Genomic DNA, 22,072 nt, shown 5'->3' with positions numbered 1-22,072 from the left:
CCAATAGTCTTAATTTTCTATCTTGTAGACTGTGACTAACCAGGGATAGAATTGCTGACACAATTAACGGATTGGGGATCTAGAGCGATCAGGAAAACCACCTACTTCGGCTAGGGTATAAAGGGGTCTGGCTTTGACCTCTTCATAAATTCGCCCAATATATTCGCCTAATATGCCGATACTGATTAGCTGAACTGATCCCAGAAAGAAAATGGCGATCGCGATCGTGGCAAATCCAGTTAAGGGGGAATTAGGTGAGGTTAAACGCCAGTACAGGACTAACACCGACATGAATAAAGCTAATGCCGCCGACAGCAATCCTAGATAGGTGGATAGTCGTAACGGTACTTTAGAGAACGAGACTAAACTGTTCACGGCTAACGCCAAGGATTTACGAAATGTGTATTTAACGTCCCCAGCAAAACGGGGATCACGTTCAAACCGAATGGCAGTCTGCCGAAAACCCACCCACGATCGCAAGCCTCGAATGTAGCGGTTTTGTTCTGGCATGGCATTGAGCAGATCAACGACTTGCCGATCCATTAAACAAAAATCACCGGTATCTGTGGGAATATCCACCTCGGCGAGAGACTTGAGTAGACGATAAAATACATAAGCGGTGAAGCGCTTAAACATACGTTCCTGACGACGTTTAATGCGCTGAGCATAAACCACTTGATAGCCTTGTCGCCACTTTTCCACCATATCTTGGATCAACTCGGGTGGATCTTGCAAATCAGCATCTAGAACCACAATAACCTGACCCCGGGCAAAATTCAGACCCGCCGTTACAGCAATCTGGTGACCAAAGTTGCGTGCCAAACTCAGATAACAGACTCGCTTGTCCTGCTGGTGAAGTTCTCGGATAATCTGTACTGAGCGATCGCGACTGCCATCATTAATTAAAATAAATTCTACAAGCCCATCCATGCGATCGGCGACAGCGCTGATCCGACGATACATTTCCCAGAGGGTTTCTTCTTCGTTATAGATGGGAATGATCCAAGAATACTTTGGCGGCATCGTCTGTTAAATGTTAATTTAGGTAATTCGATGTCACCTCAATTAACTTGGGGGAGCTATAAGACCCACAGAAGATAAAATAAATGACGAATGACCAATGACCAATGACGATCCTATTGACCCAATTGTTGAGAGCGCCGATAAGCGGCTTGTACGGCTTCTATAAGTGCTGAACGGAAACCGGCACGCTCCAATTCAGCAATTCCAGCAATTGTAGTGCCACCCGGACTCGTCACTTGATCTTTAAGTTGAGCGGGGTGGATTTGTTTATCCTGTAACAGTTGTGCGGTTCCCCATACCGTAGAAAGAGCTAATTTAGACGCGATCGCTCTCGGTAATCCGGCGGCTACACCCCCATCGGCTAAGGCTTCAATCATAATTGCCACATAAGCCGGTCCTGATCCCGATAATCCGGTTACCGCATCCATTAAGGATTCCGACACCTCTACCACGTCGCCCACCGCGCCAAAAATGGTTTTTGCCCCCTCCAGGTGCTTAGGGGTGACGGTTTTTCCTGGTGCGATCGCGCTTATTCCTGCCCCTACAGTTGCTGGCGTATTTGGCATCGCCCGAATGACTGGCTGATGCTCAAATACGGCTTCAAGTTTCCTGAGAGACACACCCGCTAAAATCGAAATTACTAGAGGCAGGTTCTCTTTCTGGGGAGGAGTATTGCTACAGTTCAACGCCAAGTCACTCGCTACCGCCTTAAACGCTTGAGGTTTAATTGCCAAGAGTAAAATGTCCTCAGCTTCCGCCGCCGCCCCGTTATCCGAGGTCACTCTCACCCCATACAGTTGCCTTAAAACCTCTCGTCGCTGTGCTTGGGGATCACTGACGAGCACATCATCAGGGCGATAAACTTGCTGAGCGATTAGGCGAGATAAGATCGCTTCTCCCATTACCCCACCGCCGATTATGCCAAGCTTGATAGACACCCACCCTTCCTTGAATGAACGGACATTCGATTCTCGACAATTTTAATTAGATTACTGAGCCATCCGATCCGGCTCAGACGTCCAACTCGGAGGAGGCGCTGAACGTGGCGCACGAGTTGGTTCAGAAACTTCGTGAATTACACCTGATTGAGTGCTAACCTGCACACAACTTGGTGTAAACAGGAAAATACTCTCACCAATACGCTCTTGATGACCGTCGATCGCATACGTTCCGCCCGCGACAAAATCCACGGCTCGTTGAGCTTGATCTGGGTCCATCATGGTTAGATTTAAAACCACAGACTTGCGTTCTCGCAGGGCTTGAATCACCTGGGGCATTTCTTCAAACGAACGTGGCTCGATGACGGCGACTTCCGAAATACCGTTTACCGCTCCCGGCATACCAATCACATTATTCATGTTTACCGCTCCCATTCCTGAATCCGATCCTACAACGGGACGTTCCCGAACCCGACGTCGAGGAGGACGTTCTTCCTCCGCAGGCGCTGGCATAGGTGGTTCTTGCTGATATAGATTTTGATACGTCTCTCCATCCACATCCTCGTATTCATACTCATATTCGGGATCATTAGGACCGACCACAAAATCTCGCAGCTTGTTAAAAATATTGTTCATTGGATCTACTCTCCATCACAACTTTAGGATTTGTCGGGGGAAGCGCTAGAATCGACCGAAACTCCAAGCAAACGGCTAGCTTCACCCCGCGATCGCCTCACATTTCCTACCACCGGAGCTTGTTAAAAGTAAGCCCTTAGTATACCACTCGCTTCTAGTCAAACGAGTAGTTCTATGCCCATAGGGGCGAAAATACCCAGGAATTACTCACAAGACAATACTTATCATAAGAGTTATTTTGGCACTATACAGCAGTTGCTTACTCATGATGCTGATTAATCGCTCCATTCCTCGCCTACTTAATCCCCACGTTCACCAAAAATAGTACGCCCTAGTCGTACCATCGTTGCACCCGCTTGAACGGCTAGGGCATAATCCTCTGACATTCCCATAGAAAGCTGCTGCATTCGCAAATTCGACCAATTTTGCTGTCCAATTTCATTAGCCAGATCACGAGTCCGCTCAAAGACACCCAGAGTTTCCTGGGAGGACAATCCCAAAGGTGGAATCGTCATTAACCCTTTAATTTGCAACGCTTTACACTGATCCAGTTCAGGTAGAGTTGAGAGCAATTCCGGTATCGTCCAACCATACTTATGAGGATCAGGCATAATTTTGACCTGGAGACAGATTTGGGGGCTGACGGCGAACTCAGAGGCGAATTGATTCAGTCGCTGGGCTAACTTGAGGCTGTCACAGGAATGAATCCACTGAAATTGAGTTAAGGCTTTTTTCGCCTTATTGCTCTGAAGATGTCCGATCAAATGCCAGGTAATGTCAGGCAAATCTTGAAGTTCTTCCTGTTTAGCCGCCGCCTCTTGAACTTGACTCTCGCCAAAATCTCGCACGCCAGCCTGATAGGCTTGGCGTATTGCCTCTACCGACACTCGTTTAGTCACAGCAATTAACCGCACGTCTGGCGGTAGCTGTTGGCGAATCTGAGCAATACGTTCTGTAATTGAGCCTGTCATGATTTGAGATGAGCAATAAGGGAGTCACGAGAGAGAGTGAATCATCCAAAAATCAACGGCTACTGCTCATTGGAACGTTTGCTTATGAATTTTCTGAAGCTGCTCAAAATCTTTGGATGCACCCATACGACGGAGAATGCGGAGACGATTTTCCACTAAATGGCGAGCATCTGAACGACTAATCGGTTCAAACGCCAAACCATTCGAGCCAGTCGTCACCAAAAAAAATAGGCGCTGGGCGTAGAGAGTGGTGAACAGTTCCTGGTTCTCTTCAACCATGCAAACACGAAAAAGTAAACCAAAGGTGGGATGATTTAGATAGGTTTCCATTAAAACCCTGGGATAGAGCTGTTAAACAACAGATTGGACATAAGAGAATGAGTATTGGAGGAGATGTCGCATAGGTTAGTCATTGTTAAGCACAATTATCAATAGGTCATCGACAGATCAGCTAAATTAGTCTACAGCTTATTATTGATTCCCCCAAACTCACCGCAGCCCTTCACAGTGCTACCATCCTCAAATCGTTATATCACGCTTAGCATTGCTTAAGGCATCCTCTGGTCATTGTATAAGCTGTTGTGGATCTAAGAAGCACAATAGACCTATGAGTTTTCTGTCGGTTGCCGATTCCCTGTTCCCTGTGCCGAGATCAAACCGCTTCGCTGCTTGCTACCTTTACGCCAAAACTCATATAGCGAAAGGCTCCAAGGCTCCAGGGTGCCAAGGTTGAAGGCTTATTACGGGTACGTGGTTGTTTGGGCTTTTCGACGACAGCCGTACCATTAAGTTAAGTAAGGGCGCGATCGCTACTGCCAAGGTTGTCAGTCATTTCTGTTTACCACAAGGGTGAATCTCCCTGCACCTGTGCGGTACAAATAAAATATTCTCCATCTACGCCCAAAGTAACCATGTCTATAGCCTCTCCCCAAAAACCGCAAACCCATGATAACTTTGCCATAACCTTTGCCCCCCTATCCCTCGCCGATGCCTATACCCTCGCCGACGATCCCGCCAATGGTGCAGTCGTCGTCATGAGTGGCACCGTCCGCAACCAAACTGACGGCAAACCCGTTGTGTCACTGGAATATCAAGCCTACGAACCCATGGCATTGCGCGTATTTGCCACCATTGCCCAAGACATTCGACGAACTTGGGCTGACGTCAATCGCGTCGTCATTCACCATCGCATCGGACGCCTACAAATTGGCGAAATTAGCGTCTTAGTTGCTGTAGGCTGTCCCCATCGTTCAGAAGCCTTTGCTGCCTGTAAATATGCCATTGATACCTTAAAACATAACGCCCCCATCTGGAAAAAAGAACACAATCCAGATGGCGCCAGTACCTGGGTGAGTATTGGCGCTTGTGAACAAATGAATCAGTAGGTTTCAAGACTGACACATTGACAAAAAAAGATAGCTTGTGCTGCGAGAGCAACAGCTTATGGCGATTTGTCTGTTGGCTTCACTCTTGTCAAATCAGGCTAACCCCAAAACCGTTGTCGAACAGCCCGAAGTAGGTTCAGGTGAGTAAAGGAGAGCGATCGCGCCCAATAGAGGGGAAATTCATGCTGCTTGTCACCTTTGTCGGAGTAGGTTGAGCTCTTGGAACGTAGGCGGAGCTTTCTCGTTTACCTTTAGCGTTGCCGAAGGGTAGAGTAACCCAACAAGAGCGGGTTAGGTGAACATTCTGTCCAACCTCACATGTACCCTTTACCCCACACTCACCAAAGAACAAAAACTCACCAAAGAACAAAATGACCAGATTCCTTAGGTGTTGCTGCTGTGGCGGCGCTATCGTAGTGATAAATACTGTGGCGCACATCGAAGCCGCCCTAGTCGAAACGCCAGTCGAAATAGTACGTTCAAGAGCATCGTCAGGAAACCGCGATCGCACTAAACGCTTACACCGACAACATTCTTAATAAACTGAATAAGTCGTTCATCGCCATTCTGGCAATGTCTGTGTAGCATTCGGAATACAGCCGCTTTCAAGAACGCTTTATCTTTGAATCCATTACTTTCTTGATATGATGTATATTTTCTAATAGCATCAATTAATTCTTCAGTAGAAGTAGGCACAGAGTCCCCATACTTACAATAATTTCCAAATTCTCTCAGATAAGAAGTAAATCCTTCATTCAATACATCTCGTTCATATCGTTCTCGAATGTGGAACACATCATCCCAAGTCGCCACTTCTTCAGAATTAGAGCCAAAATCAATGTTCCATTTTGGTAGTTGCTCTCCAGTTTTTCCGCGTTTCCCAGCAAAAGGCTGACTGTTATCGAGGGACACCGTAAGCGTTCCGTGGTTATAAGGATCAAATGACTTACGACGAGTACCATCATCTTTTCTAAGAATATCCTGAGCCAGCTTATAGCGTGAATTGCATTTGTTTCCCATTGGCACAAGGTTGCGTAAGTTTGCCGCCGCAAAAGCATATTTTTCTTTTGATAGATAATGATCTAATGCTTCACGGCGTGCCCCTGGTGCATCGAAGTCCTCATATCCACAAAAGGGGCAGATGTGATCAGAAACCGCATCATAGATTACTTTGTAGTGCTGATCGCGAATTCCTAAATCTTCCTCTTTCAGAATCTCGAATGCGTAAATAAAGAGATCCCTGACTGGTTTATGAATGATTTGAGGTAAATCTTGAATTGTCTCACAGTCATGTTGGCAAGACAAAAGAAGGGCTATCTTATTTTGATCATTAAGTGCTTGTAAGATTTGCTGGCGCTTCTTGGCATTAAGCTTTGCTAATGCTGTTTGATAAGTCTCCAGCCTATTCTTAAGACCTGTACGTCTTTGCAATCTATTTCGATATGTTTCTGGAATTAAAATAGGCCATGCTGGTGGTGATTTCCCTGTTTCTATGCAGGTATGGATTAATTGCAAAGTTTCACATAAGCACTCGTGGAGCCAGTTCTCTGCTGTCGCTGCAATTGGATAACCAAAAAGCATTCTAAACTCCGTCCCTATTTCTTACCTGCCGCAAGTGATCGAAAAGAAATGCTTTCTCTACAGAGTCTCCCAATTCCTGAATTCCTGCTTGAATTTCTTCGGGATTATCACTCTTCATAAGGTTTTCAATTTTGTCACGCGAACGTTGAGAGATAGGTGGGCGAATTCGGAAGCATTCTTCGATAATCGTATCAAATGTAGATCCAAATGTTTCAATATCGGGATTGTTAATTTGGATCTTATCGTGTTCATTTTTACTAAATATAAAAACTTTCTCTCTTTGCATATCTGAAGGAATAAAGGGGGCATGTGTTGTCAGCAAACAGTCTTGCCTAGCTGCTCTGGAGGCTTTTCGGCGATCTCCATCCTTTGTGGGCAAATCAAATATGCGAGAAATGAATTTTACCCGCCATTGTGGGTTGAAATGGGATTCAGGTTCATCAAGTAGAAAAAGTATATTAGGAGACGACAACATGCAAAACATACCGAGAAGCTGACAAAGTTGGTGTTCACCATCAGAAAGCGATACATAATCTACCTCTTCCTCATTTATTTCTTCGCCAGTCTTTTGTTTACGAAATATAACTCGTTCAAATCGAAAAACCTTATCTTCATCTTGAGGTTCAGGAAGCCGCGAAGCAAATCGTCTTGTTCTTGTATCTCTCCGAAATCGATCGCGTGTCTTCTTTGATAACACTAAGTCATTTAACATGGCAAGTTTGTGAAATGACGAATAAAGATTAAGGGCATTACCCCAAAAGTAACGAAATGCCTCTCTCGTATGCTCATTAATCCAGTAATCGAATATATAGGTTTCTGTTTTATCATCGTAGGTATAGCAGGTAGCACATCGCTGGATCTGATCAATATAAGTCTCAAGTTCATCAGTTAATTGTATGCCCTTACGTCTAGTTTTTTTCTGGCTTTTTTTCTGATGTGCCAGTTGAATGATACAACGAAATGAATGTAAATCTTGCAGTTGTGCTTCCTTTAGAAGTGCCTCCCGTTGATAACCTTCACCGAGTAGAAGGTTAGCAACTAGAACTTCAAGATGCGTTTCATAGTCGATCAGCATCAAGCGAGTATCAGGAACAGATTGACTCCGGGTTGCTACCTTCAATGCTCTGCGCCCTACTTCATCTGCATATCCACTGCGGCTTACCAGGAAAGGTAGACTGAGTGTTTCGTTATTACCTGATGTGTAACCAACCACCTTTTGAGGCAGTAAGGTATGAGTTTCAGGAGCTTTCGGATCGCAATCTATCCAATCATATTCCTCCCTTCTCTGGATTATCAGGGGTGGACGTTTCCTGTCAACAGCTTCCCGTGATATGCGGACGCGAATAGGCGGCTGGTTCTCTTCTGGGTAAATAAAATACTCAATTTCAAATTGAAGATCGGGATTACCTTCAATACGTTCTTCCTCACTAATACAAGTATGAAATACTGACTGAAATATCTCGGCTATCACCTGCAAAAACTGAGATTTTCCTGAGCCATTGGGTCCAATAAGGCACAAGGGATCAAATGAAGAATAGTCATTCAACGGGCTTCGCAATCCCACATTTACATCATCCAGCAATCCACCACAAGTCTCAGCCGCAATAATACAGACTCGCAAAAGCTTCATTGATACCTCCTCATAAAACGCATTGCCTTCGTTTCTGAATCAAATATCTGGATAATGCTTGGCTCAGATTCATCAAGCAATGTAAATAATATATCTTTAATTGCATCATAATCTCCACTCATTTTTTTATTAATATCACTATACAACTCATCAAATGAAAATGTGTTGTTAGGGAGTTGATGAATGAGCTTTTTTAGCGATTGACTAGATATCTTGGTCATATTGGATTTACTGCGATTGACAACTCTCTTTGGTTTATTCGGTTGTGCTGCACGTTCGGCGCGAATGCGCTCAAGTAGCAAGGAAACGGGTTCGTCATTAGAATCTTGTGGCACTAACTCACCACGAAATGCTTTAGACAACAAAGTAGGTGTTAGCTGCTCGACTCGTGTAAGGGCATTTTGATAGCGAGATTCAATGCGATTGGCATAGGTTAAAAGAGTGCTAGCACGACAAACGATTTCCTGCTGTTCCTGAATAGTCGGCAGTGTAAGTTGAAGTGAAAGTAAAATTTTTTGGTTTATGTTTATCATCGTTGAACCCATTGCATTTGCCTCTAAAGCTTTAACAGTAGTGGGGCTAGATAGGAACAATTGAAGATAGTTAGGTAGGATTTGGGATTGAACCCTAAGAATTATAGAACCTGTACCACAAAGCCATCCTTCCTGTTCTGGTTGTACAACAGCGCAACGACCCATCACACCACGTCGTGCAATAACAATATCTCCAGCTCTAAGCTTAAAATCTGCTAACTCATCTGCTTTTTTCTCAGAGACTGTTATCTCACTGGATTCAGTTATTTTGCCATTATTAATATGTATAGGATTTATAACTGGAATTCCTCCATAAATATAGTCAGCTTTATGCAAGGTGCTGCCAAATGGTCCGGTTTTTATTTCTAGTAAAACATCTTCTAAAAAGACATTTTGTATAGATAAAAGATCATTCTTTGCACGCCAATCCTCTGTTAGCTTTCTTGATATTGCTGCTGCAAGCACGGCTTGTCGGAAGTTTTCGAGAATGCGAGGAATTTGATCTAGGCGATCGCGACAAACCTTCACTCGTGCAAGTAATGCATCGAGCTTATCCGCAATGCGTTTTTGTTCATTAAGAGGAGCAATCGGAATACGCATAGAAGCGATCGTTGCTCGACTAAGTTCTATTTGATTCGTTGCACCAGTAGCAAGACTTGCAATCTTTTCTTGAACTTCAGAACTTTGAATCCAAGAGAACAAGAAACGAGACTCAACTGCTGCCCGATTAGGTCTAACAATAGTGACATGACTATCTACAACTTTTGGGGGTTCTAAATCATGTTGTTTAACTAAACACGCTCGTCCAAGTGTTCCTGTCCCTGTGTTGTTCCAGAGAATATCTCCAGCTTGGATGAATCGTTCTGGTTCCCATTTATCAAACTGAACAGGAGCGATATACTTAAGATATTCGTTCTGAATGCCGAACCATCGAATTGCTTTTTGGTTAATGACTGGAAGGCTACTGTAACTCGCATACTTCGGCTGCTTGCCACGAGATAAGTATTCAGTGATGTCTGAGATTGTTGTTATTGCCCAACCCGGAGGTAATTTACTCACGCCTCAATCTCCCAATCTTCAACCTGCAACCCATCCACACGCCCAAACTCTTTCAAAAGACCATCACTACCGATATGGGATGTTAGTGTGATGCTCTGCATCGTTCTCACTCTGTACCTACAAACTGATTTCCTCTCCCAATTCTTGCACAATGCCCTGTAACTCGGCTATTGCCGCTTCCAGTTCACTGATTGCTTCCTGGGCAAGGATTGCAGGTTCAGGTAACTCGCCGTTCTCCTCTTCCCGTTCATCCTTCAGCCAAGAGATGTCTAAATTTTCGTCACGTTCAGCAATCCAGTCACGGGAAAATCGTCTAAAGCGTCCTTCTTCTCCAGTATCAGTACGCTGTGCCAAACTAGCAGAACCACCCAAAGGATCATCACCAAAGAAGGCTTCAAACTCAGCAAAATGTTCACGCCTCAGCGATGTCCGCCGACCAAACTGGGGAGTGTTAGTCCGCAGGTCATATACCCACACTTCCTTCGTATTGCCTGTTTGCTTCTTACCACGGGTAAAAAACAACACATTTGTCTTAACACCCTGAGCATAGAAAATACCAGAGGGTAAACGCAAAATCGTATGAAGATTGCATTTGTCCATTAAAGCAGTCCGGATTTGACGTCCCACGTTGCTTTCAAACAGCACATTGTCAGGAAACACCGCAGCAGCACGACCACCTGGTTTAAGCCCCAGGTAAATGTGTTGCAAAAAGCAAAACTGTTTATTGCTGGTAGGAAACTTAAAATCTGAACGGTTAGGCAAACCTCCACCTTTTTTGCTGCCAAATGGTGGATTGGTTAGAATTAGCGTCGCTGGCGGTAAGGCTTGTCCATCCGGTGAAAGCGTATCACCATAATGTATGCCTGCACCTTGGGGATCAGAATCTAGCCCATGGAGGATCAAATTCATTAATGCCAGACGATGGGTGTCTTGGACATGCTCCATGCCATAAAAGGTATTGCCGTGATATTTGTTGTTTTGTTTGTTAGTCCAATTATTCGGATTACTATGTTCTCGGATATAGCGATTGGCAGCAATTAAGAATCCCCCTGTACCCGCAGCAGGATCTTGAATAATGTCATCCAGGGTAGGACGCATCACACGTACCATACTGTCAATTAGCGGACGGGGAGTAAAATACTGCCCAGCCCCAGCCTTCTTTTCATTCGCGTTTTTCTCTAACAACCCTTCGTAGACATCACCCAGTCCCTCTCGCTTGGCACTATACCAGTCAAGCTTGTCAATCTCAGTGACTAGCGTGGAAAGCGTTGTGTCCTTTTTAATATAAGAATGGGCATCGGTAAAAATTTCTTTAACCAACGTAGAGCCGTGACTGCCTAAATAGCTCAACAGCCCCTTATAGAATTCCAAGGGCTTCTCCGTTTGTGCCTCTAGCTCATCCCAACGATAACCCTCCGGAAGTTGACGCTCAGTGCCAGTTTCCTTCGCCATCTTCAGAAACAGCAGGTACGTCAGTTCGATCACGTACTGATGGTAGGTTACTCCGTCGTCTTTGAGAATATTGCAGAGATTCCAGAGCTTGGCAACAATATCATGGGTGACAGTACTCATAAGTAAAAATTATACACCTTACACGTCATCGTGCAAAAGCCCATCATCGCAGATCGGGTGAAAAATTAGCGCCAAATATCGGATAAAATCAAAAATCAAGAATCAAACTTTTTCCTATGACCCATGCCTGTTGTGGACCCGGTTACGCTTCCCCTGAAGCAGCAATGAAAGCAGATCGGGAAACGGTTCTCTATACCATCGCCCTCTATACGGGAACGGAAATTGAAGCACCGGACTACTTAGCCACCATTGATGTTGATCCCACTTCCCCGACTTACTCCCAGGTGATTCATCGCCTACCCATGCCCTACATCGGGGATGAATTGCACCACTTCGGCTGGAATGCTTGCAGTTCTTGCCACGATGATAGTAGCAAATCCCGCCGCTTTCTGGTTATCCCTGGAATCCGTTCCAGTCGGATTTATATTGTGGATACGGCTGAAGCCAAAGCCCCCAAACTGCACAAGGTTATTGAACCCGAAGAAATCAAAGTCAAAACCAATCTGAGTGCGCCCCATACCGTCCATTGTCTGGCAAATAGTCAGGTGATGATCTCCATGCTAGGTGACAGTGAAGGGAATGGTCCGGGTGGTTTTCTGCTATTGGATGAAAACTTTGACATTGCCGGTCGCTGGGAACATCAAGCGGAGGGGATGAAGTACAATTATGACTTCTGGTATCAACCCCGCCATAATATTATGGTGAGCAGCGAATGGGCTGCCCCAAACACCTTTTATCCGGGGTTTGACTTGAATGATGTGGCAGCGGGTAAATATGGTCAACAGCTTAACTTCTGGGATTGGGAAACCCACAATATTATTCAAACGGTAGACTTGGGTGAAGAGGGTTTAATTCCCCTAGAAGTCCGCTTTCACCACAATCCCGGTAGCACTCACGGATACGTCGGCGCGGCGCTGAGTAGTAATATTTGGCATTGGCAGAAACAGAAAGGCGAGTGGCAAGTGAGTAAGGTGGTTGATGTGCCGCCTGTGGAAGTTGAGGGATGGTCTTTTCCTGTACCTTCGTTGATTAGTGATATACTATTGTCCCTAGATGATCGCTATCTTTATTTTGCCAACTGGTTGCACGGTGATATTCGCCAATATGATATCCGTAATCCGTCTAAACCGAAGTTAACCGGACAAGTTTGGTGTGGTGGAGTCTTGGGTAAAGCCGCCCCTGTTAACGGACATCAATGGGTGGGAGGACCGCAAATGCTGCAATTGAGTTTAGATGGCAAACGCCTCTATGCCACGAACTCTTTATTTAGCAGTTGGGATAATCAGTTTTATCCCGATATCGCCCAAAAAGGTTCCTATCTAATCCAAATAGATTGCGATACCCAAAAAGGTGGACTCTCAATTAATCCAGACTTGTACATCGATTTTGGTCAAGAACCCAACGGACCCGCCCGCGCCCATGAGATGCGCTATCCCGGCGGGGATGCTACGTCTGATATTTGGATTTAGGAGTAGGAGTACAGCATTACCCATTGGTGTCAACGGAACCCGAAGAAGCCCAAATTTCTTTTGAGCGAGCGGCATTTTCAAGGGTGCCGCTTAGAGTTCTCTTTTTTAACGTTTAGCACCAAGATAGAGTGTAGTGAACAGGTATCCTTAAACGATTATGCGATCGCACTTACTTGCAGCGTTAGTTAAAAAGGGTATTCAGGGGAACTACCCCAACGTCAACAGGCGGAAGGAATTGATCAGCTTATCATGAATCATGAGGGCGAAAATCTGTCACAATATATTAGGTAAACGTTTCCATTGATGCCCTTATGCCCCAAACACACATCCGATTTGATTGGGCGATTAAAAAATTACTGAGAAACAAAGCGAATTATGGTGTTTTGGCTGGGTTCCTCAGCGAGTTATTGGGGAAATCCATCAAGATTCAATCAATCCTCGAAGGTGAAAGCAATCAACAAACCGAGGATGACAAGCTGAATCGAGTTGATATTCTGGCAGAAAATGACCAGGGTGAATTAATTCTGATTGAAGTGCAAAACAATACAGAGCAAGATTATTTTCATCGGATGCTCTACGGCACATCGAGATTAATTACGGACTTCCTGGAAAAAGGAGAACCTTACGGTAAAATCAAAAAAGTCTATTCAGTCAATGTCGTTTACTTTTCTCTGGGGCAGGGGGAGGATTATATTTATAAAGGGATATTAGATTTTCGGGGGTTGCATCTAGAGGACAGGTTGGGGCTATCAATAAACCAGCAGAAGTTGTTTAATATCCAAGATGTATATGAGATTTTCCCGGAGTATTATGTGATTAAAGTCAACAACTTTAACGAGGTAGCGAAGACTCCCTTAGATGAATGGATATATTTTTTGAAAAAGAGCCAAATCAAAGAGGAATTTACAGCCCAAGGGTTAGCGGAAGCGAAGGAAAATTTACTCGTCGATAGCTTGAGTGAAGAAGAAAGAGCGAACTACCTGAGATTTATGGAAAATCGGCGCTATGAAGTTAGCATGATTGAAGGTTCGCGCTCAGAGGGAAGATTGGAGGGAATTGAGGAGGGCAAACAGCAAGAAAAGATTAACGTAGCGAGAAAACTCAAACAAAAAGGGACTGATCTTGACACCATCACAGAAGTAACAGGACTGAGTAGAAAGGAGATTGAGAAACTTGATATACCGTAGGGGGGCATTACCCACCAACTTTAAGGAGGTCTTCCGGACAAGCGTGTGCTAGACTAGCATATTATTTGCGATCGCACAGGCACCGCCAGCAAAGACAGCAATCTTAATTTATATCAAAGTCGCGCCCACACCGATGACCCAAGTATTAGGATCAGAGTATTCAACGTAATCCCGATAGATTTACGGTAATATAGCTGATCCGTTCGGACTTATAGCATCCATGGTTGTATCTCAGAATCCCTCTGTACAGAAAACGTCTAAGCTTGAAGGCATAAAAGAACGCAGTAACTTCTTACGCGAACCCGTAGCCAGCGAGTTGCTGGAAGACACCACCCACTTCAGTGGCGATGCGGTACAAATTCTTAAATTTCACGGTTCCTACCAGCAAGACAACCGCGATAACCGGATTAAAGGGCAAGAAAAAGACTATCAGTTCATGCTGCGAACCCGTTCTCCCGGCGGGTTTATCCCCCCCCAACTTTATCTGACACTCGATCAACTCTCCGATGAATACGGGAACCATACCATGCGAGTCACCACTCGCCAAGGTTTTCAGCTTCACGGCATTCTCAAAAAGAACTTAAAGGCAACCATCGCCGCCATTGTCCGCAATATGGGTTCAACCCTTGGCGCTTGCGGGGATTTAAACCGCAATGTCATGGCACCTCCCGCTCCGTTCAAGACTCGTCCTGATTACCAGTATGCCTGGGAGTATGCCGATAAAATTGCCGATTTATTAACCCCTCAGACGGGCGCTTATTATGAAATTTGGCTGGATGGGGAAAAGGCAATTAGTGCTGAAGAAGCCCCAGAGGTGAAAGCGGCGCGTCAGCGTAATGGCAACGGTACGATATTCGCGGATAAAGAAGAACCGATTTACGGGGAACATTATATGCCCCGTAAGTTTAAGTGTAGTGTTACCGTTCCGGGCGATAACTCCGTTGACCTCTACACCCAAGACGTTAGCTTGGTGGTGATGATGAATCAGCAGGGAGAACTTGAAGGATTCAATGTTCTTGCCGGTGGTGGTTTAGGACGCACTCATAATAAAGAAGAAACCTTTGCCCGTATGGCTGACCCCATTGGCTATGTGGCAAAAGATGATATCTTCGACTTAATCAAAGCCATTGTGGCAACTCAGCGAGACTATGGCGATCGCGTGAGTCGTCGTCATGCCCGAATGAAGTACCTGATCAATGATTGGGGCGTTGATAAGTTCCGCGCTAAGGTTGAGGAGTACTTTGGTAAACCTATCGCCGCCTACAAACCCCTCCCCGCCTTTAAATATAAAGACTATCTGGGATGGAACGAGCAAGGAGACGGTAAACTATTTTTAGGCATTTCCATTGAGAATGGGCGAGTTAAAGATGAGGGCAATTTCCGACTCAAAACAGCCCTACGGGAAATTGTCAAGCAATTTGACCTGCCCATGAGGATGACACCCAACCACAATGCCATTCTTTATGAGATTGAAAAGGATCAGCAGCAACCCATTGAACAGATTCTCAACCAACATGGGGTACAAATCACCCCAGAGGGAATCGAACCCCTAGTCCGCTATTCCATGGCTTGTCCCGCCCTACCCACCTGTGGCTTAGCGATTACTGAATCAGAACGGGTAATTCCGAGTATTACCGCGCGGATTCGGGTGCTGTTGGACAAGTTGGGGTTAAAGGATGAACATTTTGTCATCCGCATGACTGGATGTCCTAATGGATGTGCCAGACCTTACATGGCAGAATTAGGATTTGTCGGGAGTGCGCCAGGAAAATACGAAATTTGGTTAGGAGGTTCACCGGATCAGACAAGGTTAGCACGAGCCTATATCGAAAAACTGCCGATTGAAGAACTCGAATCCTTCCTCGAACCTATGTTGATGCAATTCAAGCAACAGCGCGAACTTGGGGAAAGTTTCGGGGATTTTTGCGATCGCGTGGGTTTTGATGCGATTCGGGAGTATTCTGCCAATTACGTCTTTGCCAAACCTACCCAGAAAACCCGACATCGGATTTCCCTCAACGATGATCTTTACAGCCGTCTCAAAGACGCCGCCGCGAGTCAAGGTAAGCCGATTAGCCATCTCGCCGCCGACGCGATCGAGGCGTTCCTAAATCAGTCATCTTAAATCGGGCTTAACTGATTAAGATTGATTAGGTAGGGGCACGATAGTATCGTGCCCTTTATCAAATACCGTACTCCCATTGCGCCTTCACATGGTTGGGTTTCGTACCTCAACCCAACCGACTGGCGTGGCACACCTTATTTGATGAATTAGATTCGGCTTGTAGTAAGGGAACCTTGGTTCCTATATTCTGTTGGGTAACAGTCGTCAACCCAACCTAAAACCTATCCCCCAATTAACGATTTAATTGTTATGCAAAGCAGTATGACATTTAGCACCATTGTTGCATTATTCAGCGCGATGGTTGTTCTGGCTTCTATTCCCAGTGTCAGTGTATTAACTGTCTCCACCCGATCCGCTACATCTGGATTTATTCATGGTGTTTTCACCACCCTAGGAATAGTAGTCGGTGACATCATCTTCATTATCATCGCTATTTGGGGTTTATCACTGCTGGCAGCAAAAATGGGAGGCTTATTTTTCCTGATTAAGTACCTGGGTGGCGCTTATCTTATTTGGTTGGGAATAGGGTTATGTCGGGCAAAATTGAGTAAAGTGGAAACGCAGGCAGTTATAGAATATTCTTGGCTGTCTAGTTTTATCGCAGGATTATCTATTACATTAGCCGATCAAAAAGCAACCTTATTTTATCTGGGGTTTTTCCCAGCTTTTATTGATCTTTCCCAAATATCTTATCTTGATACTATCATCATTATAGCGATTACTACAGTAGCCGTAGGCGGTGTCAAACTCGGTTATGCATTCATGGCGGATAAAGCGAGATTACTGATCAGTTATAGAATAAGAAAAGGAATAAATATGATTGCAGGTTTTATAATGATTGCTGTTGGAGTGTTTTTGATGATAAAAGCTTAATTGACCTTGATCGAAGAATTAGGAGCTAAAACTCTCATAACTTTCACGGGAAGTCTATAAACTATTGTAGAGACGCGATGCAAGAAGCGTCTGGGCGGGCGCGAGTCACATCCCTTGTGCAACCAAAAATATAGTCCGTAGACAAGCAGGTAATCAGTTCGGATCACCCCAAACCATAAACTGTTAGTTCGCGATCGCAGGGTTCGGCGTTAGCCGTTTATGATCGAATAGGGGTAACATTTGCTCTAAGAATTGCCACCATCCCAGCCAAACCGCACCAGGAACATGACTGAAAAACCAGGAAATTGGCTGGCGTACATCTAACACAGTTGCGGCGTTTTGTTCGATGAGTTCCTTGGCTTCGGCTGCATTGACGACCCAGCGATGTTGCAGTTGGATCATAATTGGATTGCTTATAGGAATATGAATAAAGGTGGGTTTTGTTGCTCAGTTATCGGTGAGAAAGGGCGGGTTTTGTTGTTCATTTATCGGTGAATAGCTGAATTTAGTCCCTAAACCCGCCCCTACAGTGGCTAAAGGGAAACCCGACAATTGACTTTTCAAATCCCCAGAATAGAATGGTGGTCGGTTGTACAGATCAACCCAAAGTAGGATTCCCACTCAGGAGACCCATACTATGCTCGTCGATCTATTAAGCCGCAAGCAGACTCACTTCATCTTGTGGCGTCCTGGTATATCCCAACCACCGCCCAGCGTCTACATTGCTAAACCTTTAGCTAAGGCTTCAGATCGATTCGAGAAAGTTGGTGAATTTCCCCTCAGCCAATCTCCTGATTTCCCGTTTCGTTTTTCGGATTTACTATTTTGATTATACCCTATTTAAATGCCGAACAGCTTAACTATAGTCGAGTCCAAGAGGATTGGCGACAACGCATCTTTGAGTATGTGGCGCGGTTAGTTCGCTTCCGCACCTCATCTAAGGCACTAGCAGTGAATGATAATGAGTTTATTCATGCCGATTTCCATGAAGGTAAACGGGTTTTAGTCTGGCGGCGTGGCAAAAAGGCGGATGAATACGTGATTGTCGTGGCTAATTTCTCAGACTATGGAACTCCTGTAGGTTCTGAATATAAAGTCCCGAATTGGTCGCCCACTCCAGAAGGTAAGCAGTGGAAAGAAATTACTCAAGATCGTATTGTTCCTCTTGAATGGGTTGGCATAGAACCGATTTTCCCATGGGAAGCAAAGGTTTACGCTTTGATTTAATTCTTCAAAAAAGGTAACAGAAGCTACCAAAGTATCCCTGGTTTTACCTTGTAGAGACGTTCCGGTGGAACGTCTCTTTCCAATGGAATGTCTATTGCTTGATCCTATTTCTCTATAAACTGATATAATCTCAATCTATAGCCGTTTTTGGTTCCATGGAATACAGTCCCAGGCTCAAGATTCATCGTTTATCGTTCATGGCAACTTCATTAGGCAATAAACCCTGTCTATAGCATTTCCCAATGAAACGTGAAAACCTTACCCCTCCCAGGGTGAGATTAATAACTCAAATGAAAAGGCTATATTTATTCTCTGAAGGAGTACCATGAACAATTTTATACCGCCACTCACTAATAACTAATGAACACTCCAGCAGAAAAAGAATTAACTGAACGCTTCAATTTAGTATTTGACCCTCATACTTATCGTCGCATTATTGGCAAAAAAGAGGTGGTAATTCACTGCCATCATTATAACGCTCGCCTGCAAAATATTATAGAAGGCACTAAGCAAATCAATGGCAAAGCGATTATTTTATCAGCGGCTGAAGAAATATTCTCAGATTATATCCATAATTTTTTTGATTCTGAAGATACGTTAGCAGATAAATGGCAAATAGCAGCAAAACTATATGCTCACTTAGGATATGGACACTTGGACTTTTCCCAAATTAATCAAGGCATAGTTACGTCAAGTAGTTCCCACTTTGTCGAAGGATGGAAAGCCGGATTTATTGAGTCAAACTGTCCCGTCTGTACGTTTACAGAAGGGTATCTTCAAGGTGTGATTCATGGAATTACTGGAAAATCGGTGTATGTTAAGGAAAAAGCTTGTATGAATATGGGAGCGGATACGTGTCAGTTTATCGTCTATCAATCCCGAACTACTTCTGTAACTTATCTACCGAAGCTAAACCTAAAGTTTAACCCTAAACCCACGAGTGAATTTGCTCACTCTAATATTGATGAAAAAGAAATTATTAAGGCTCTGGTTGAAATGCCGTTTTATGGCAATAATCAGGGATTAATTCCGGCATTTAATGTTTATTTAGCTAACACTCCGGCGGATTTTTATAATTTAATCTGTATTCGTTTTATAGAAAGCATGAAAAAACAAGGGTTATTCAGCACAGCTAAACAACTTCTTTTATTTGCTGGAGAAGTCTGTGCTGTGAACACCCTTCGAGGTATTATTATTTCAGCAGAATGGTATGAATTAATTGCCCCCATGGTTGAAGAAGAATCGGATAACTTATATGGATTAATTGCGGTAACCAACGGTTTGGGTTGGGGCAATTGGCATGTCATCAATTATGAACCGGGCGAAACGTTGCAAATGGAAGCTCTCAATGGATACGAAGCTTTGGGTTATCTAGCCTATAAAGGCGAAGCAACAGAACCCCAATGTTTTGCGTTAACGGGTGTCGCAGCGGGAATTATGGCACTCCTTCATGGGGAAGGTACTGTTGAGGAACGGGTGGGAACGTATGCTTCAGAAGAAAGCCACTGTATTTGTTGTCAAGAATTATCTTGTAAATTCCAGGTTGAATTACTTTAAGGAGACGGTTTAATTCCTACAGTGAGTGACTAGACAAAAGCAATAATAAATAGTTATTTTTAAATAAACAGGAGCTAATATCGTGAAGGATTGTCCTCTCTATGCCGTTTATACAGGAGGAATGCTCGTTTTAGATGACTCCCTAAACATATGTAACGTTACTCCCGAATTTTGTGAACATTTTGCCTGTACTCCTCAGTCTATTGTGGGAAAGCCGTTAGACAGCTTGTTTAGTCGCAAAGATAAAAGAGGCAGGTTTTTATTTCATAAAAAATTAAGTCAATATAAAAAAGGATTTTTGGACTTAACAATTGTTATTTTAATTGATCAAAATGAATTTATTTCCCGTTTGCGATTAATTAAACGAGACAAAGAATGGCTGGCAATTATTGAAAATATACTGGCTGAAGAGGATGATCTTTTCCGGGAGTTTTATTTGGGACGAGAACGATGGACAAGTATTGTGCGAAATTCATCAGAGGGTATTGCTATCCTGGATAGTGAGGGACGGTTAGTCGAATTTAATAGTCGATTCTTTGAAATCATGCAATTCCGATCTGTTCATGGAGTTTTGCTTAATGAATCTGCTCTTTTAAATAAATATCTATTTGATTTATCAGATAATGATCAGTTTAATTTAGCCACAAAAGATTTCGAGAAAGCGAAAACGAGCAAACGCAAATCTTACCAAGAGATTCAGCATTTATCCTATTATCTACGTTTAGAAATAACCCCTATTTATTTACCTGTCAAAGGATTTTCCGGATGTAGTTTTGTAATCAAAGACATAACCCACCAAAAACAGCTTGAATTCATGGCGCAACAGTTACAGCAAAAAAATAAGGAGTTGGAACTCCAAAAACAAGAGCTGCAAGCCGCCCATCAAAAAATTACTACTCTTAATCAAAAACTCCAACAAGAAAACCTGCGTCTGAGTTCTGAAATCGAGGTTACCAAGAAACTACAACAGATGATTTTACCCAAACAGGAGGAACTGGATTTAGTAGAAGGATTAGATATTGCTGGATTTATGCAACCTGCTGATGAAGTTGGCGGTGACTATTATGACGTAATTCAACAGAATGGTAACGTCAAAATTAGCATTGGTGATGTAACTGGACATGGGTTAGAAAGTGGAGTTTTGATGTTGATGACTCAAACGGCTGTGCGAACCTTACAAGAAAGTGATGAAACCAATCCGGTGAGATTTTTGGATATTCTCAACCGCACTATTTATAGTAACATCCAGCGGATTAATCCCTATAGAAATATAACTCTGGCTGTTTTAGATTATGCCAATGGAACTTTGGGTGTCAGTGGTCAACATGAGGATATTATTGTGGTGCGTACTGGAGGGAAAGTGGAACGGATTGATACAACTTATCTGGGCTTTCCTTTAGGATTAGAGGAAGAAATTTCTGAGTTTATTGATCAGGAAAAAATACAGTTAAATTCAGGAGATGTGGTAGTCTTATACACGGATGGTGTTACAGAGGCTTATAACTCCCAGCGACAACAATATGGACTAGAGCGGTTATGCGAAATTGTTAGTCAGAATTATCAGAAATCGACTCAGGAAATTAAACAAGTCGTGATTGACGATGTACGGCGCCATATTGGTAAACAGAAAGTGGCTGATGATATTACGTTGGTGATACTTAAACAGCAGTAAATCGCTGTTCATATTTTCCATTCTCAAAAAGCTATAATCTCAAAGGATATGAATAAAATATTAGGAAACTTCAGAGAAGATATACTTGCCGATTACAAGCTTTTTACGCTGGAATTGTATGTCCACGCAATTTCTCTAGCACGCCGCAAGCAAACTCGCTACTTGTCTGTTGCTTTCATGACGGACTATATCGCCAATCTCTTTCCTACCCAGGAGGACGATATCCAAACCTTTGAACGACAACTAAAAATCAAGAGTGCCGCGACTTATATCACCAATGAATTATTAGAAAATTGCATTAAATTCCATGATAGTCTGGTTAAATATCCAATAAAAATTAGTAGCTGCTTACAAAAAAAAACATTAATATTAATTGCTACGAATTGCGTGAATCAAGACAATTTAAAAAAAATGGAGGCATTTATTTACGAACTTCTCACCTCGGATGTTAATGAATTTTATTTCCGACAATTGGAAAAAGGCGCTGAAGAGAATAGTGATCAATCTCAGTTGGGTTTTCTCAGCCTGACTAATGATTATAGTGCTAAGTTAGGCTGGAAAATTGAAACTATTAACCAAAACCCTGAAGTAAAAACGGTGACAACAATGGTACAGCTAACGATCTAATTAAGTC

At 43.6% G+C, this 22,072-nt stretch carries 22 protein-coding genes; 11 read left to right on the top strand and 11 right to left on the bottom strand.

Annotated elements, in window-relative coordinates; translation table 11 throughout:
• Positions 1-63: 63 nt before the first annotated feature.
• The 5 genes from RLO19_RS07470 to pipX form a co-directional block, all read right to left on the bottom strand.
• Positions 64-1,023 (bottom strand): glycosyltransferase family 2 protein, encoded by a 960-nt coding sequence (locus RLO19_RS07470; protein WP_446355193.1) that lies wholly within the window; start codon positions 1,021-1,023, stop codon positions 64-66.
• A 113-nt stretch (positions 1,024-1,136) separates the two neighbouring features.
• Positions 1,137-1,961: a pyrroline-5-carboxylate reductase gene (gene proC / locus RLO19_RS07465; protein WP_446355191.1), complete on the bottom strand. Its 825-nt coding sequence runs from the start codon at positions 1,959-1,961 to the stop codon at positions 1,137-1,139.
• Positions 1,962-2,012: 51 nt separating this feature from the next.
• Positions 2,013-2,597 (bottom strand): cell division protein SepF, encoded by a 585-nt coding sequence (locus RLO19_RS07460; RefSeq protein WP_446355189.1) that lies wholly within the window; start codon positions 2,595-2,597, stop codon positions 2,013-2,015.
• 299 nt (positions 2,598-2,896) lie between these two features.
• Positions 2,897-3,568, bottom strand: coding sequence for a YggS family pyridoxal phosphate-dependent enzyme (locus RLO19_RS07455; RefSeq protein ID WP_446355187.1), 672 nt, complete (start codon positions 3,566-3,568; stop codon positions 2,897-2,899).
• Between the two features lie 66 nt (positions 3,569-3,634).
• The gene (pipX, locus tag RLO19_RS07450) at positions 3,635-3,898 is read right to left on the bottom strand and encodes a transcriptional coactivator PipX (protein WP_446335876.1); all 264 of its coding nucleotides are present in this window, start codon (positions 3,896-3,898) and stop codon (positions 3,635-3,637) included.
• 581 nt (positions 3,899-4,479) lie between these two features.
• On the opposite strand from pipX, the gene RLO19_RS07445 reads away from it, so the two are divergent.
• Together RLO19_RS07445 and RLO19_RS07440 are read left to right on the top strand one after the other, a co-directional pair.
• The gene (locus RLO19_RS07445; protein WP_446355185.1) at positions 4,480-4,953 is read left to right on the top strand and encodes a molybdenum cofactor biosynthesis protein MoaE; all 474 of its coding nucleotides are present in this window, start codon (positions 4,480-4,482) and stop codon (positions 4,951-4,953) included.
• Positions 4,954-5,324: 371 nt separating this feature from the next.
• On the top strand, positions 5,325-5,492 hold the full coding sequence (locus RLO19_RS07440) for a hypothetical protein (protein WP_446355183.1): 168 nt from the start codon (positions 5,325-5,327) through the stop codon (positions 5,490-5,492).
• Here RLO19_RS07440 and RLO19_RS07435 read toward each other — a convergent pair.
• From RLO19_RS07435 to RLO19_RS07420, 4 genes are all read right to left on the bottom strand, one after another.
• Entirely contained in the window at positions 5,464-6,534 is a 1,071-nt protein-coding gene (locus RLO19_RS07435; RefSeq protein WP_446355182.1) for a hypothetical protein, read from the bottom strand. The genes RLO19_RS07440 and RLO19_RS07435 overlap by 29 nt on opposite strands.
• Position 6,535: 1 nt before the next feature.
• Positions 6,536-8,164, bottom strand: a complete 1,629-nt coding sequence (locus RLO19_RS07430) for a restriction system-associated AAA family ATPase (protein WP_446355180.1) — start codon at positions 8,162-8,164, stop codon at positions 6,536-6,538.
• The gene (locus RLO19_RS07425) at positions 8,161-9,756 is read right to left on the bottom strand and encodes a restriction endonuclease subunit S (protein WP_446355179.1); all 1,596 of its coding nucleotides are present in this window, start codon (positions 9,754-9,756) and stop codon (positions 8,161-8,163) included. Before RLO19_RS07425 ends, RLO19_RS07430 begins: the two co-directional genes overlap by 4 nt.
• A 117-nt stretch (positions 9,757-9,873) precedes the next feature.
• Positions 9,874-11,328 carry an N-6 DNA methylase gene (locus RLO19_RS07420; RefSeq protein ID WP_446355177.1) on the bottom strand — a complete coding sequence of 485 codons (1,455 nt, stop codon included), beginning with the start codon at positions 11,326-11,328 and terminating at the stop codon, positions 9,874-9,876.
• Between the two features lie 116 nt (positions 11,329-11,444).
• Between RLO19_RS07420 and RLO19_RS07415 the strand changes: the two genes are divergently transcribed.
• The 4 genes from RLO19_RS07415 to RLO19_RS07400 all read left to right on the top strand — a co-directional run bounded on the left by RLO19_RS07415 (position 11,445) and on the right by RLO19_RS07400 (position 16,982).
• Positions 11,445-12,797: a selenium-binding family protein gene (locus RLO19_RS07415; protein ID WP_446355176.1), complete on the top strand. Its 1,353-nt coding sequence runs from the start codon at positions 11,445-11,447 to the stop codon at positions 12,795-12,797.
• A 311-nt stretch (positions 12,798-13,108) separates the two neighbouring features.
• Positions 13,109-13,984: an Rpn family recombination-promoting nuclease/putative transposase gene (locus RLO19_RS07410; RefSeq protein ID WP_446355174.1), complete on the top strand. Its 876-nt coding sequence runs from the start codon at positions 13,109-13,111 to the stop codon at positions 13,982-13,984.
• A 220-nt stretch (positions 13,985-14,204) separates the two neighbouring features.
• A complete protein-coding gene (sir, locus tag RLO19_RS07405) occupies positions 14,205-16,109 on the top strand; it encodes a sulfite reductase, ferredoxin dependent (protein WP_446355172.1) in 1,905 nt (634 codons plus the stop codon).
• A gap of 261 nt (positions 16,110-16,370) precedes the next feature.
• Positions 16,371-16,982, top strand: a complete 612-nt coding sequence (locus tag RLO19_RS07400; protein WP_446355170.1) for a LysE family translocator — start codon at positions 16,371-16,373, stop codon at positions 16,980-16,982.
• 183 nt (positions 16,983-17,165) lie between these two features.
• Here RLO19_RS07400 and RLO19_RS07395 read toward each other — a convergent pair whose 3' ends face one another.
• Both RLO19_RS07395 and RLO19_RS07390 read right to left on the bottom strand, forming a co-directional pair.
• The gene (locus RLO19_RS07395; protein ID WP_446355168.1) at positions 17,166-17,384 is read right to left on the bottom strand and encodes a rhodanese-like domain-containing protein; all 219 of its coding nucleotides are present in this window, start codon (positions 17,382-17,384) and stop codon (positions 17,166-17,168) included.
• 45 nt (positions 17,385-17,429) lie between these two features.
• The gene (locus tag RLO19_RS07390) at positions 17,430-17,603 is read right to left on the bottom strand and encodes a hypothetical protein (protein WP_446355166.1); all 174 of its coding nucleotides are present in this window, start codon (positions 17,601-17,603) and stop codon (positions 17,430-17,432) included.
• Positions 17,604-17,619: 16 nt separating this feature from the next.
• Here RLO19_RS07390 and RLO19_RS07385 point away from each other — a divergent pair, with 16 nt between their 5' ends.
• From RLO19_RS07385 to RLO19_RS07365, 5 genes are all read left to right on the top strand, one after another.
• A complete protein-coding gene (locus RLO19_RS07385) occupies positions 17,620-17,811 on the top strand; it encodes a hypothetical protein (protein WP_446355164.1) in 192 nt (63 codons plus the stop codon).
• Entirely contained in the window at positions 17,808-18,209 is a 402-nt protein-coding gene (locus RLO19_RS07380) for a hypothetical protein (RefSeq protein ID WP_446355162.1), read from the top strand. The genes RLO19_RS07385 and RLO19_RS07380 overlap by 4 nt, the downstream gene beginning before the upstream one ends.
• A gap of 360 nt (positions 18,210-18,569) precedes the next feature.
• Positions 18,570-19,766, top strand: a complete 1,197-nt coding sequence (locus RLO19_RS07375; protein WP_446355160.1) for a V4R domain-containing protein — start codon at positions 18,570-18,572, stop codon at positions 19,764-19,766.
• Positions 19,767-19,848: 82 nt separating this feature from the next.
• Entirely contained in the window at positions 19,849-21,438 is a 1,590-nt protein-coding gene (locus tag RLO19_RS07370; RefSeq protein ID WP_446355158.1) for a SpoIIE family protein phosphatase, read from the top strand.
• Between the two features lie 48 nt (positions 21,439-21,486).
• A complete protein-coding gene (locus tag RLO19_RS07365; protein WP_446355156.1) occupies positions 21,487-22,065 on the top strand; it encodes a slr1658 superfamily regulator in 579 nt (192 codons plus the stop codon).
• The last annotated feature ends 7 nt before the right edge of the window (positions 22,066-22,072 follow it).

Origin of the sequence: Coleofasciculus sp. G2-EDA-02, from assembly GCF_040226375.1 — a bacterium.
Taxonomy (GTDB): domain Bacteria; phylum Cyanobacteriota; class Cyanobacteriia; order Cyanobacteriales; family Coleofasciculaceae; genus Coleofasciculus.
The sequence above is the reverse complement of the archived record's forward strand: the minus strand, read 5'-3'. Positions and strand labels throughout refer to the sequence as shown.